This window comes from Flavivirga aquimarina (assembly GCF_030540835.1).
In the GTDB taxonomy this organism is placed as follows: Bacteria; Bacteroidota; Bacteroidia; order Flavobacteriales; family Flavobacteriaceae; genus Flavivirga; species Flavivirga aquimarina.
In genome coordinates, this window is record NZ_JAUOEK010000024.1 from 15,366 (window position 1) to 29,913 (window position 14,548).

The following is a 14,548-nucleotide window of genomic DNA, read 5'->3' on the forward strand; positions in this document are numbered from 1 at the left end:
TAAAGGGATAAAAACTTATCTGTAGAGGATTTTTTTCTAACCCCTTATAACCAGTACAAGATTAGATGATTAATTTTAGATTTATTTAACATAAAATTTTAGATAAAAAACCAAATTCTAAATTGAACTAAAACCTAAATAAACTCCAAAATGGCAAAAATTAAGCACAATAATTTTCTTAATACAGTTAATGAAGTATTTACAGATGCAAAAGAACAAGGTGTATTACATTTATATGCAGAAGGTACTAATTTCACAGGTAGAAAGATAAAAGTAAAACAAAAAGATCTTTTTCATTTTGGAACTACAGGATATTTAGGCCTAGAACAGGACATGCGCTTAAAAGAAGCCGCTGTGGATGCTATTTATAAATATGGAACACAGTTTCCGCTTTCTAAAAGTTATATTTCAAATCCGTTATACCGTGAACTTGAAGAGAAAATGACCCAGTTGTATAATGCGCCTATTATTATTACAAAAAATAGCACCCTTGGCCATCTTGGAGCTATCCCCAGTGCTGTTGATGATGGTGATGCCATTATTTTAGACCATCAGGTACACTGGAGTGTACAAAGCGCAGCAAATACACTTAAAACCCGTAGTGTGCCAATTGAGATGATTAGGCATAACAATCTTGATATGTTGGAAGATAAAATTAAAAAATTATCATCCAAATGTAAAAAGATATGGTATATGGTAGATGGTGTTTATTCTATGTATGGAGATGTAGCTCCTATAGATGATCTTATGAAGTTATGTAACAAATATTCGCAATTACATTTATACATAGATGATGTTCATGGAATGAGTTGGGCAGGTAAACGAGGAACGGGGTATGCGTTTAGTAAATTAAAGGAATTACCTGAAAATATATTGTTGTTTGGAACGTTAAGTAAAACTTTTGGAGCCAGTGGAGCTGTTGCTGTATGTACCCATAAAAAAAGACATCATAAAATTAAAACTTTTGGGGGGCCTTTAACTTTTTCAGTTCAGTTAGAACCTGCTTCTATAGCTGCGGCAATTGCATCCGCAAATATTCACCTTTCACCAGAGATTTATATGCTTCAAAACGAATTGTTAGAGCGCATCACCTTATTTAATACCTTGTTAGCAGACACAGATTTGCCTTTAGTTGAAGAAAATAATTCGCCAGTATTCTATATAGGAACAGGGATGCCGGTTACTGGATATAATTTTGTGAATAGGTTAATGTCTGAAGGGTTTTTTGTGAATTTGGGAATATTCCCAGCCGTACCCGTGAAAAATACAGGCATAAGAGTTACTATTTCCAGACATAATCAGGCAGAAGAAATAAAAGGTTTAGTAGACGCTATGGTTTATCATTATCCGAAAGCTTTAGAAGATACACATACTACACCAAATAAAGTTAGGATGGCTTTTAAACTACCCATTTTAAATGAGGAATCGAAAAAGAAGAAAGCTGTTGAGGGTATTCGTATTGAATACAAACAGACGATACAAGATATCGATAAAGATAAATGGAATAAACTTATGGGGAAACAAGGGGTTTTTGATTGGGATGGCCTGCTTTTTCTAGAAAAAGTTTTTACGAAAAACGAAGGTTATGAAAATAATTGGAAGTTTCATTACATCATCATTAAAGATGAAGCGAATACTCCAATATTAGCTACGTTTTTTACATATGCCTTATCTAAAGATGATATGCTAGCTCCGGTTTCTGTTTCTACTAAATTAGAAGACATACGAAAAGATGAACCTTATTACCTGACTTCTTACGTGCTGGGTATGGGGTCGCCATTTACAGAAGGAAAGCATTTGTATGTAGATAAATCGCATCCACAATGGAAACTAGCAGTCAAGCAGATGTTGGATAAAATTGAAGAACTGCAACATCAATGTAATTCCAACTGGGTGGTATTAAGGGATTTTGAAGATGATGAGGAACTTAGTCAGTTATTTCACCAACAAGGGTTCATTAAGATGATGATACCCGATTCATGCCAGATCCTTGATCTTTATTGGAATACCATGGACGAATATCCAGAGTCATTATCTACACGTTCCAGAAAACACTTTAAAAAAGATATTCAACCTTATGAAGATCGTTTTGAGGTTGTATATAATAAAGAACCTGACGAAAATCAAATAAATCAGTTTTATGAGCTATATAATAATGTTAATAAAAATAATATAGCTTTAAATATGTTTGCCTTACCAAAAAAGCTATTTGTGATGATGTCTCAGCATCCTAATTGGGAATTTTTAACACTTTATTTAAAAGAAGAATTTAACATTGGGAAATCGCATATCCCGGTAGGTGTTATGCTTTGTTACAAAAATTTGGGTGCCACTTATACACCAGCTTTTATTGGTATGGATTATAATTATACTAAAGAGCATCAAGTTTACAGACAGTTATTATATCAAACCATTAAACGTGCTACAGAACTTGGATTTAAAAAGATAGATTTTGGTATGACAGCATCCTTTGAAAAGAAAAAAGTGGGCGCCACTATTATTCCAAAAAACGCCTATATACAGGCAAAAGACAACTTTTCTTTGGGATTAATGAGTGTTATGGAAACTACTAATAATTAATTTTTAGAAATTTATTGGTCCCAACTGTAGTTAAAACTATGTAGTGCATTCCACTTTTAGCTTCTAAAAATTTTAGACACGAATTCACACGAATTCAGTTTTACCATATTTCACGAAGCAGACTTTCAGTCTGCCAAAACGAACCTATGGACTTCCAGTCCATAATGGTTTAGTTGAGACCATATGTTGTATAAATCAAAATCTAGGTAAGTTATGAGTTTTTGATATTTGAAGAATCTCTAACGACTAATTCAGCATCGAGAATTATTTTATTTAAACTTTGTTCTATAATCGTTTTTTTTGCGTGTTCTAAAAATGTTTTAGCAGCCAGTTTCCCTATTTCGGTACTATGCTGATTTATACTTGAAATAGCAGGAGTAACCATTGCCGTAAAGGGTTCGTTACCAAAACCAACTAAAGCAATATCTTCAGGGATTCTAATACCCTGTTCATTTAATACTTGTAGAGCCCCTAAAGCAGCATAATCACCAGCAACATAAACAGCATCTGGTTTGTCTTTTAAAGACAATAATTGTATCATTTTCTCTCTGCCATCTTTGGTTGTAAGGCTACTTTCAATTAAAAGCTCATCTTCTAAAGGAAGATTGTGTTTTTTTAGAGCTTCAATATAACCTCTAATTCTATTATTAAAAATTCGTGTATGTTTATAACCACCAATATGAGCAATTCGTTTACAGCCTTGTTGCACTAAATGATCAACAATTAAATGACTACTGTCGTAGTCATTAATTCCTATATAATCTACGTTTAAATCGTTTTCACCGCGATCGAACAGAATTAAAGGAATTCCTTTAGATTTAATTTTTTCATAATATTCTAAATTAGTCGTTTCGTTAGCCATAGAAGCTATAATGCCGTCCACTTGTGTAAATAAAAGTGTATCAATATTACGACACTCTTTTTTATAAGATTCGTTAGATTGTGTTATAATAATATTATAGCCTTCTTTATTTAATGCTTCCTCCATATTCTCAATCACGGAAGAAAAGAAGTTGCTATTAGTTCTAGGTACAATAACGCCAACTAAATTGCTTTTTCCTTTACGTAAAGCACTGGCAAGATGGTTGGGTTGGTAGTTTAAGTCTTTTGCTACTTTTTTAACAGCTTCCTTAGTTTTAAGGCTAATTCGAGAATCGTTGTGAAGCGCTTTAGATACAGCTGCAGGCGAAATATTTAAAACACTTGCAATATCTTTAATAGTAGTCTTTTTGTTATTACTCAAATTTTTATATATTTGCTTAAACGTTTAAGCAAATATAATGCTTTAGTTTAAAAATCAAAACTTCGATCGTTTGTATTAAGGTTTTGGTTTTATTTATAACAACTGCTTAAACGTTTAAGCAATAACGCAAAACTAATATTTAAATAAGAATTAAAAACATGAAAAAAGTAGTTACTTTTGGAGAGATTATGCTAAGATTAGCACCTCAAGGATTTTTAAGATTTTCTCAAGCCAATAATTTTGATGTTGTTTATGGAGGAGGAGAATCAAATGTAGCAGTATCGTTAGCCAATTATGGTGTTCCGGTAGATTTTGTAACACGTTTACCAAAAAATGATATTGGTGAGTGTGCCATGATGGAAATGCGTAAAAGAGGCGTTGGTGTTGATAAAATTGTTTACGGAGGAGATCGTTTAGGGATCTATTTTTTAGAAACCGGAGCTGTTTCAAGAGGTAGTAAAGTTGTTTATGACAGAGCCCATTCTGCAATTGCAGAAATTGAATCAGGTATGATTGATTGGGATGCTGTTTTTGAAGGTGTAGAATGGTTTCATTGGACAGGGATTACTCCAGCGATTTCTCAAGGAGCTGCCGATGTTTGTTTAGAAGCTGTAAAAGCTGCCAGCTCAAAAGGAATTACTATTTCTACCGATTTAAACTATAGAGCTAAATTGTGGAAATATGGTGGTGATCGTGAAGCTATTATGACGGAGTTAACGTCTTATTGTGATGTTATTTTAGGAAACGAAGAAGATGCCGAAAAGCATTTCAATATTAAACCAGAAGGTTTAGATATTACTACGCAAGGGCACGATGTAAAAGCAGAAGCTTTCTTATCGGTATGTAAGCAGATGATGGAGAAATTCCCAAGAGCTAAAAAAGTAATTACAACCTTAAGAGGTTCTATTTCTGCATCACATAATACATGGGCAGGTGTTTTATATGATGGAACAAAAATGTACGAAACACGCCAATACCAAATTACAGATATTGTTGATAGAGTAGGTGGTGGAGATAGCTTTATGGGTGGTTTAATTTACGGATTACTTAAATATCCTGAAGATGACCAGAATGCATTAGATTTTGCTGTAGCGGCATCATGTTTAAAACATACCATAAAAGGTGATGCTAATCTAGTTACTGTAGATGAAGTACAAAAATTAATGGGTGGAGATGCTTCTGGTCGAGTTGCACGATAAAATAAGACGGTTTAACAATTAAACAATTACAAAATGTCACAATATACAAGAATAGAAGTTGCAGAAGTTATGAAGAACACAGGATTAGTTCCTTTGTTTTATCATAAAGATGTTAAAGAAAGCAAAAAAGTATTAAAAGCTTGTTATGATGGCGGTGCCAGATTACTTGAGTTTACTGCTCGTGGTGATTTTGCTCATGAGGTTTTTGGTGAGTTAATAAAATATGCCATAGAAGAGTTACCGGGAATGATTCTAGGAGTTGGGTCTGTAACCGATGCAGCAGCAGCTTCGAGATTTATGGCTTTGGGAGCTAATTTTATTGTAACACCTGTTTTAAGAGAAGATATTGCCATAGTATGCAATAGAAGAAAGGTTTTATGGTCTCCTGGATGTGGTACTTTAACAGAAATAGCCAGAGCAGAAGAGCTAGGTTGTGAGATTGTTAAATTGTTTCCTGGAGATATTTACGGACCACAATTTGTAAAAGGGGTTAAAGGACCGCAACCTTGGACAAGTATTATGCCTACAGGTGGTGTGTCTCCAACAAAAGAAAGTATAGAAGCTTGGTTTAAAGCAGGTGTTACTTGCGTTGGGATGGGGTCTAAATTAATTGCCAAGGATGCTAACGGACAATTTGACTATACTAAAATAGAAGCGCTTATAAAGTTTTCTATTGGACTCATTCAAGATGTTAGAAGTTAGCAAAAGAATATTATAATATTTACTATCGTTAAAACCTTCCAATATTCAGGAAGGTTTTTTTTTTAGTGTGGGTAAATTTGTTACTTTTGGCATCTAACAAAAAACTAAAAAAATATAGCATTTATAGTTGAGCTTCTAAATTGAGAAATTTGAATAAGACATATAAATGTTACACTTAACAATTAAAAAAATAAATATAAACAGATGAAAACAATAAAATTTTTAAGTTTAATAACAATTGCTTTACTTGTAGTTTCGTGTAATAAAAATGGTGTATCAAATAAGCCATTAGTAACAGAAGCAGATTCGGTAAGTTATGCAATAGGATTAAGCAATGGATACCAAGTAAGAGCAGGTTTTGAAGAAGCTAACATAGATCTTTTTGTTCAAGGGCTTAGAAATGGTGTTGATTCAACAAATATTTTAATAGAGCAAGATAAGATTAATAGTATTATTCAAGCTTATTTCCAGAAAAGACAGCAAGAAGAAATGAAGAAGAAGCAAGAAGAAGCTGCTAAAAAAGCAGAAGAACAATATGGTGAAAATAAAGCTGCAGGAGAAAAGTTTTTAGCTGAAAATATATCAAAAGAAGGTGTTGAAACTACAGAAAGCGGATTACAGTATATCGTTTTAAAAGAAGGAAGTGGTGAAAAACCTGTAGCAACTTCAAAAATAAAAATAGATTATCATGGAACTACAATTGATGGTGCTGTGTTTGATAGTTCTGTAGATAGAGGAACTCCTTATGAATCTTTAGCAAATCAATTTATTAAAGGGTTTACAGAAGGATTACTATTAATGCCAGTAGGGTCTAAATATAGATTTTTCATTCCACAAGAATTAGCATACGGAGCTCAAAACAGAAGTAAAGAAATAAAGCCATTTAGCGCATTAATTTTCGAAGTAGAATTATTAGAAATAGTTAAGTAATTAATAGTTACTAACATTATTTATACAAAAAGCAGGAAGATATCTTCCTGCTTTTTTTGTTTTACATCTTGTTAATAGTGCTATAAATAAACCAAGGTTGTAACTTTGTAGCCTAATAAATTAAGATTATATGAGCCATAAAGCTGGTTTTGTAAATATTATTGGTAATCCAAATGTAGGTAAGTCAACCCTAATGAATGCCTTTGTGGGTGAAAAACTATCTATTATAACATCTAAGGCACAAACCACGCGTCATAGAATTTTAGGTATTGTAAATGGTGATGATTTTCAAGTGTTGTTTAGTGATACACCAGGTATAATTAAACCAGCATATGAGTTACAAGAATCTATGATGGGATTTGTTAAATCTGCTTTTGAAGATGCCGATGTATTACTTTATATGGTTGAAATTGGTGAGCAAGCGTTAAAAGATGAAGCGTTCTTTAAAAAAATTACAAATTCGAAGATACCTGTATTACTGCTTTTAAATAAGATAGATAAATCAAATCAAGAACAATTAGAAACGCAAGTGCAAATTTGGGCAGAAAAAGTGCCAAATGCAGAAATTATACCTATTTCGGCGTTAGAAGGTTTTCAAGTAAAAGAAGTATTTGATAGAATTATAGAATTACTTCCAGAATCTCCACCTTTTTACCCAAAAGATCAATTAACAGATAAACCCGAACGTTTTTTTATAAATGAAAGTATAAGAGAAAAAATACTGATTCATTATAAAAAAGAAATACCCTATGCCGTTGAGGTCGATACAGAAGAGTTTTTAGAAGAAGACACCATTATTAGAATTCGTTCGGTCATTATGGTAGAACGAGAGACCCAAAAAGGGATTATTATTGGGCATAAAGGAAGTGCTTTAAAACGAGTTGGAGTAGAGGCCAGAAAAGATTTAGAAACGTTTTTCGGAAAACAAATTCATCTGGAACTTTATGTTAAAGTAAATAAAAATTGGAGAAGTAATCAAAATCAGTTAAAACGCTTCGGTTATAACTAAGAATACACGAATACTTTCATCTTAAGAGGAAAACTTTTTACGAGAACAATTAACTACTTTTTTAAGATTGAGATTTTATAACATCATACATAAAATCATTCAATATTTGCATGTCGTTTTTACTGGAAGCTTTTCCAATATGACCGGCAAAGTATAAAGTAACCCAGACAACTACCATTAAAAGCATTAAGCTTAATTGGATGGTATAGCTTTGTTTTAAAGACCAATTAGTATAAGCCCATATGCCAAAAGCTATAAACAAGCCTGCTACAATAAAATGAAAAAACATAAACATAGTCCATACCGTTGGACTGGGGCCAAATAGACCATGAAGTAAACTAGAATTATCATCAATCTCGTCAATCTCTAAATGTAGTTGTGGCGACCAAAAATGCTGTTTTTCTTTTGAGAATTTAATAAAAACATGCTGGTCTAGTCGCGTTATAATAAAGTTAGATTGGCTCGTTTTAGTATCCTCAAAAGCTTTTAGTAAAACATCGTTGTTTTGATTTAATGTCATCTTAAATCGAGGGCGTAAAATAATGTCATTTGTTGTCGGCACTTGGTTATAGGTTTTAGGGATAGTAAAATACTATTTTTTCTTCAAACAGTAAACACTACCTTTGCAGACAATTTATAGATTATGAGTAATATAGTAGCTATAGTGGGAAGACCAAATGTAGGGAAATCAACATTTTTCAATCGTTTAATACAGCGAAGAGAAGCCATTGTTGATGCAGTAAGTGGAGTTACTAGAGACCGTCATTACGGTAAAAGTGATTGGAACGGTAAAGAGTTTTCTTTAATAGACACAGGAGGTTATGTACTGGGGAGTGACGATGTTTTTGAAGCTGAGATCGATAAGCAGGTAGAATTAGCTATAGATGAAGCTGATGCCATTATTTTTATGGTAGATGTGGAGGCCGGTGTTACAGGAATGGACGAAGATGTTGCAAAATTACTTAGAAAGGTTAGTAAACCCGTATTTTTAGTTGTAAATAAAGTTGACAATGCTAAACGAGCTGAAGATGCCGTTGAGTTTTATTCTTTAGGTTTAGGTGAGTATCATACTATTGCAAGTATTAATGGTAGTGGTACCGGCGAATTATTGGATGCTTTGGTTGAAGCTTTACCAGAAAAAGAAGAAATTGAAGAGGAAGAATTACCTCGTTTCGCCGTAGTAGGTCGCCCAAATGCGGGCAAGTCTTCGTTTATAAATGCCTTAATAGGAGAAGATAGGTATATTGTTACCGATATAGCAGGCACCACACGCGATGCTATAGATACAAAATACAACCGTTTTGGATTCGAATTTAATTTGGTAGATACTGCTGGGATTCGTCGTAAATCGAAAGTAAAAGAAGACTTAGAGTTTTATTCAGTGATGCGAAGTGTACGCGCCATTGAACATGCCGATGTGTGCTTGTTAGTTTTAGATGCAACTCGTGGTTTTGATGGGCAGGTTCAAAATATATTTTGGTTAGCAGAACGTAACCGAAAAGGTATTGTGGTTTTGGTTAATAAATGGGATTTGGTTGAGAAAGACCATAAGTCTGTAAAAGAATACGAAAAAGCCATTAAAAAACAAATGGAACCATTTACAGATGTCCCGGTTATATTTATTTCTGCATTAACAAAACAGCGTATTTTTAAAGCTATTGAAACGGCTGTTGAAGTATATCAAAATCGTGCTAAAAAAATAAAAACGAGTCAATTAAATGATATTCTATTGCCTATAATAGAAAATTATCCGCCGCCGGCTTATAAAGCTAAGTATGTTAAGATTAAATATATCATGCAGCTACCAACACCGCAACCACAATTTGCTTTTTTCTGTAACCTTCCGCAGTATATTAAAGATCCTTATAAACGCTTTTTAGAAAACAAAATTCGCGAGCATTTTGGGTTTAAAGGTGTGCCCATTAGTGTTTATATGAGGAAGAAGTAATTTACAGTTAAAAAATATTAAAAAGGATTCTGGTTCGTTTTAACAGATTACTCATTTTTTTTCCAACAAATTACTAATAAGGTGAAAATTTCATTTTATTGCATAGTATATTTGTTTAAAATCTATAAACCATGAAGAAACAGCTTTTAATCCTACTTGTTGTAATATTTTCTCAAAGTGTCATTGCTCAAAAAATTATTGAAAACCCAGAATATGGATTATCTTCTTTTCCAGGGGTAATAACTAAAATAGAATTAGTAGATACCACTACAGTTTTACATTTTCATATTAAAAAAAGATCTGGTCGAAGAATAACTATTCCTAGAAAAAGTTATATAGAAGAAGTAGACAGTGGTAATAAATTATTTATGACTAAAGCTGTTGGAGTCGAAATAGGTTCAAATACTCTACCTGTATCTGGAGAGCTTGTTTACGCATTACATTTTCCTAAATTAAGAGCTAGTGTAAAAACCATTGATTTTAGAGGAGGAATTAATGATAGTCATTGGGCTGTTTATGATATTATCGTAAATGAAGAAAGTGACGCTTTTGTATTACCAAAAATACTTCGGGGAAATTGGATGTTAATAGATGGGAGTAATCGTTGGGACTATGGTTTTTATAATAAAAATGCTATAATAAATAGAGGTGTCTGGAATTATAAATCGGTTAAGGTAAAAGGAGAAAAATATACAATTACTTTAGAAAGAAACGGCAATTTAAAAACAGTTTATGCTAAGCTTAACAAAAATGGACAGGTAAATTTTGGTATTGAACCAAAATTGCTAAAAACATATAGTTTAGAAAAAGTATATAACCCCAATTATAAATTAGAAAATGATACGCCATATGAAGCGGCATCTTTATTTCAATTAGATTCAGCTACCTATGCTGGAGTTGTTAAAGGTTATACAAATAGGGCTAAAGGTGTAAAAGATATTCCAATAATTATGCAGGACTGTTTTACACTTAAAAGAGATCATTATAAAGTTAGGATAGCAGACGATGGTAGTTTTTCAATAAAACTTCCCGTAAGTTACCCGCAGAATATAATAGTAGTTTTACCTTACGGTAATGAAAAGGTTTATGTAGAACCAGGAAAAGAAACATTCCATTTAGTAGATGGAAATAATACGCTTTTTATGGGAGATTGTGCTATGTTAAATTCAGGTTTACGAGATATGGAATCTATAGATTCTTTTGGTAATAGGGAAATTATGATGGAATTAGTGGAAATGTCTGTTGGGAACCCTGATGATTATAAAAAAGCATGCTTTGAACTTAGAGATAAAGAAAATAATGCACTTAAAGAATTAAATAAGAAACAGTTTTTTAGTCGTAAAGCACTTCAAATAAAAAAAATAGGGATTGAGTTTTCGATGATAACAACTGTTTTGGCTTATGAACGCTATAGAAAATATATGAAGGCTAAGATGGATAAGGATAAAATTGGTATTAAAGATTTTAAGGTTGAAGCATCGTTTTATAATTTTATTTCAAAAGAGGTATTAGATAATCGTTTGATGGTTCTGGAACCGCTCCAATTTACTTCTTTTACAAGAAATTTAACTTCTGCTTATGCTTTTAGAAATAAAGCAGAGAACTATACAGAAGATAATCCGAAGGCACTTTTTGGAAAATCAGATAGTGTTATAGAAAATAATATTAAAGAATTTTTTGGGATGACAGAAGGTTTTGCATTCGATTATATTAGACTTCATAGAGCAACAAAAATATTTACAGATAGCTTGAAAATATATACAAACTTAGAAGTGAAAAATATTCAACAAGAAATTAAAGATCCATTTTTATCAAAATATATAGAAGTTGTTAATAATAAAGCTAAAGAGATAGCAGAAGCAAATAAGTTAAAAAAGGGGTATCACATTAATGTCGTAAAAAAAGCAAAAGATGAGGACTTAGTTGATGCGATGCTTAAAAAATTTAAAGGAAAAGTGGTTTATATCGATTTTTGGGCAACCTGGTGTGGAGCATGCATTCCTGCAATTAATAGAATAAGGCCTCTTAAAGAAGAAATGAAAAATGAAGATGTTGTATTTTTGTATATAACAAATCAAACGACTCCTGAAGTGCAATGGAAAAAGCTTATCGTAGATATTAAAGGAGAACACTATAGAGTCTCAAAAGACGAATGGAATTACTTAGAACAGAAGTTTAACATTAGAGGAATCCCGCATTATGCATTGGTAAATAAACAAGGTGAAATTGTAAACCCTAAGATGGAGCATAACTCTAATGCTACATTAAAAGCGATTTTTAAAACTGAAATGCAGAAATAGCTTTATTTCTAAATCATTAAGGCCAATTACTCATTTTTTTCCAACAAATACTAATAAGGTAAAAATTTCATTTTATTAGTTGAGTATATTTGTTTTAAAACTTATGGGATTATGAAAAAACGCTTCTTGCTTTTATCTATTATGTTTTTGTGTAAAAGTATTGTTGCCCAAAAAGTAATTAATAATCCAAATTATATTAGTAAGAATTTTTCGGCCAATGTAACTAAGGTAGAGGTTACAGGTACCGAAACAATACTTCATTTTAATATGAAAGGCCCCATAGGAAGCAAGTTTTTAATAGCCAAACTAACTTATATTGAAAATGCTGCTGTTAACGGAAAACGATTGTATATAACAAAATCTGAAGGCGTAAATATATCTCAATGGAATACCATGTCAGATTCTGATGAAGTTAGATATAAGTTATACTTTCCACCTTTAGAAAAAGATGTAAAAAAAATTAATTATGGTGAAGCGAACCCTAAAGGCCATTGGTTTATTTATAAACTAGATATTTCTAAAAACGGAGAGCGTTTTTTAAATCCTTTTAACAAAGCGAGCCTTAATGGTTGGAAAGTATCTGTAGGTTACCCCAGCCCTGAAGCTGCTAATGCTGCTAAAATTGAAGCATTAAATGAATATAAAATAAACGCAACAAGTCTTAATAATCCTTCATTTGGTAATCCTTCAAGTAGTTATATTGAAACGGGAGAAAACATGGTGCTTCCAGAAGAATTGCCGAAAGAATTTTTTGGAAATTGGTATGATAAATACGGTACGTTAATGTTAATTACAACACCAGATTATATAGTCTCAAATTCTAGAATTGAATATTATAGAAGTATTCAAAGAAATGGAGAGAATAAATTTGTTATTAGGTCTACGAGAGGCGGTTTTGAAGTTTTAAATTTAGATAGCAAAACGATCACTATAAGAACGGATAAATTAAGTACCTTAAAAAGAAAACCCATTGATAATACAGTGCCTTTATCTATTAAAGGAGACTGGTTACATTGGGGAAAAATCAAAAAAATTAAGGTGACTGATAATTATTTTTATAATGATGATAAAGGTGTTTTAGGAGTTAACGATATTGTAAAGAGCCGTATTGACCATGTTGCAAAATCTGATTATGGAAATATAATTTGGTTTGTTTTATATAATGAAGGAAACTATAATTTGTATAAAGCAAGTAAAATAGATGGCGAGTTTGTATTAAGACCCAGAGGATTTGTTAACGCTAGATATAAAAAGGTTAAAAATTAATCGTGTTCATTTGAAACTCAAAAAAGGATTTTTTTTATTTCTATTATTTATTCCCAAATTAATATTGGGTCAAGGTGTAAGTGTTTTACCTTCTTATCTTCCAGAATATGTTTTTGGTACTTGGGTAAATGATAAAAATGAAATTGTACTCATTATATCCGAAGATTATATTGTTATTCAAAATGAGTTATATGGTTATAACAACATTGTAAAAGAAAAAGAGAAAATAAATTTTACTTGTGTACATAATGATAATGTACAATACATAAATGTAACAAAAATAAATGCATCTAATATACTTTTAGATGAAGGTTTTAAAATAACTCAACTCAATAAAATAGCAGTTAACAAAACAAATAAATTACCTAAATCTATTATTGATAATTGGTATTCATTAAAAAATAAGATTGAACTTAAAGAAAATGAAGTTTTATTTTCTGATAATTCTTATAAGATAGATTATGTGACTTCATCAAATGGGGTTAATTATCATATAATAGTATATAATTCTGGCGAATATAGCCTCTTATATAATTATATAAACGATAATGGTCATTATTTAAATGCAAATTTTCTAAAAACAATTGTTTTTGAGAAGGCATCTTTTTTTAGAAAATACAAGTCAATATTAATCACATTGTTTATAGCTTTAGTTTTATTAATTAGTTATTGTTTAATAAAATGGAAGATTACTATAGCTAAAAACAAGGAGGTTACGAAACGCTTGTTAGTAGAAATGCAACTTAAGAGCATTCGGTCTCAAATGAATCCTCACTTCCTGTTTAATGCACTAAGCGCTATTCAAAATCTTATAAATAAGGGTGATAACGATAAAGCTAATCATTATTTAACTGAGTTTTCACAACTTATGCGGTTAACTTTAGATAAAAGTGAAAAAGGTTTGGTGCCGTTGTATGATGAAATTGAATCTATAAAAAAATATTTAGAATTGGAATGCTTACGTTTTCCTTTTGAATATAGAATATACGTAGATTCAAAAATAAATAAGCATAACATTGAAATTCCTGCGATGCTTATACAACCATTTGTCGAGAATGCTATTATTCACGGATTGAATGAAAAAAAAGGAGAAAAACATGTGTCAATTGACTTTAAAATAGATGAAAAAAACTTGATATGTTATATTATAGATAATGGTATAGGTATAAATAAGGTACAGGCTAAAAAAACTTCAAACTTAAAGCGAGAGAAATATGGCTTGAAATTAGCAAAAGATCGTATTAATTTAATTAATGAAAATTATAAAACCAATGCGATAATCAAAATAACTGATATTTCTGATAGTGAAAACGAAAAGACAGGAACAAAGGTTGAAATTTCAATGCCTTTAAAGTATTAGTATAAAAAAAT

11 protein-coding genes are annotated in these 14,548 nt (G+C 31.5%); 9 read left to right on the top strand and 2 right to left on the bottom strand.

The genetic code is table 11. From position 1 onward, the window contains the following. Window positions 1–150 precede the first annotated feature (150 nt). Window positions 151–2,580 carry a bifunctional aminotransferase class I/II-fold pyridoxal phosphate-dependent enzyme/GNAT family N-acetyltransferase gene (locus tag Q4Q35_RS01065; RefSeq protein WP_303276067.1) on the top strand — a complete coding sequence of 810 codons (2,430 nt, stop codon included), beginning with the start codon at window positions 151–153 and terminating at the stop codon, window positions 2,578–2,580. 211 nt (window positions 2,581–2,791) lie between these two features. Here the strand turns inward: Q4Q35_RS01065 and Q4Q35_RS01070 are convergent, their stop codons facing one another. Then, the gene (locus Q4Q35_RS01070; protein ID WP_303276068.1) at window positions 2,792–3,823 is read right to left on the bottom strand and encodes a LacI family DNA-binding transcriptional regulator; all 1,032 of its coding nucleotides are present in this window, start codon (window positions 3,821–3,823) and stop codon (window positions 2,792–2,794) included. 158 nt (window positions 3,824–3,981) lie between these two features. Between Q4Q35_RS01070 and Q4Q35_RS01075 the strand changes: the two genes are divergently transcribed. From Q4Q35_RS01075 to era, 4 genes are all read left to right on the top strand, one after another. Further along, on the top strand, window positions 3,982–5,022 hold the full coding sequence (locus Q4Q35_RS01075) for a sugar kinase (protein WP_303276069.1): 1,041 nt from the start codon (window positions 3,982–3,984) through the stop codon (window positions 5,020–5,022). Window positions 5,023–5,055: 33 nt separating this feature from the next. Next, window positions 5,056–5,724: a bifunctional 4-hydroxy-2-oxoglutarate aldolase/2-dehydro-3-deoxy-phosphogluconate aldolase gene (locus tag Q4Q35_RS01080; RefSeq protein ID WP_303276070.1), complete on the top strand. Its 669-nt coding sequence runs from the start codon at window positions 5,056–5,058 to the stop codon at window positions 5,722–5,724. A 204-nt stretch (window positions 5,725–5,928) separates the two neighbouring features. Beyond that, a complete protein-coding gene (locus Q4Q35_RS01085) occupies window positions 5,929–6,654 on the top strand; it encodes an FKBP-type peptidyl-prolyl cis-trans isomerase N-terminal domain-containing protein (protein WP_303276071.1) in 726 nt (241 codons plus the stop codon). Window positions 6,655–6,784: 130 nt separating this feature from the next. After that, window positions 6,785–7,663 (top strand): GTPase Era, encoded by an 879-nt coding sequence (gene era / locus Q4Q35_RS01090; RefSeq protein WP_303276072.1) that lies wholly within the window; start codon window positions 6,785–6,787, stop codon window positions 7,661–7,663. Between the two features lie 61 nt (window positions 7,664–7,724). Here the strand turns inward: era and Q4Q35_RS01095 are convergent, their stop codons facing one another. Continuing rightward, window positions 7,725–8,183: a GTP-binding protein gene (locus Q4Q35_RS01095; RefSeq protein ID WP_303276073.1), complete on the bottom strand. Its 459-nt coding sequence runs from the start codon at window positions 8,181–8,183 to the stop codon at window positions 7,725–7,727. Between the two features lie 123 nt (window positions 8,184–8,306). On the opposite strand from Q4Q35_RS01095, the gene der reads away from it, so the two are divergent. The 4 genes from der to Q4Q35_RS01115 all read left to right on the top strand — a co-directional run bounded on the left by der (window position 8,307) and on the right by Q4Q35_RS01115 (window position 14,537). Next, window positions 8,307–9,611: a ribosome biogenesis GTPase Der gene (gene der, locus Q4Q35_RS01100; RefSeq protein WP_303276074.1), complete on the top strand. Its 1,305-nt coding sequence runs from the start codon at window positions 8,307–8,309 to the stop codon at window positions 9,609–9,611. A 131-nt stretch (window positions 9,612–9,742) separates the two neighbouring features. Further along, window positions 9,743–11,911, top strand: a complete 2,169-nt coding sequence (locus Q4Q35_RS01105) for a TlpA family protein disulfide reductase (RefSeq protein WP_303276075.1) — start codon at window positions 9,743–9,745, stop codon at window positions 11,909–11,911. Window positions 11,912–12,022: 111 nt separating this feature from the next. Then, the gene (locus Q4Q35_RS01110) at window positions 12,023–13,177 is read left to right on the top strand and encodes a hypothetical protein (RefSeq protein WP_303276076.1); all 1,155 of its coding nucleotides are present in this window, start codon (window positions 12,023–12,025) and stop codon (window positions 13,175–13,177) included. A gap of 10 nt (window positions 13,178–13,187) precedes the next feature. Beyond that, window positions 13,188–14,537, top strand: a complete 1,350-nt coding sequence (locus Q4Q35_RS01115; protein WP_303276077.1) for a sensor histidine kinase — start codon at window positions 13,188–13,190, stop codon at window positions 14,535–14,537. Window positions 14,538–14,548 lie beyond the last annotated feature (11 nt).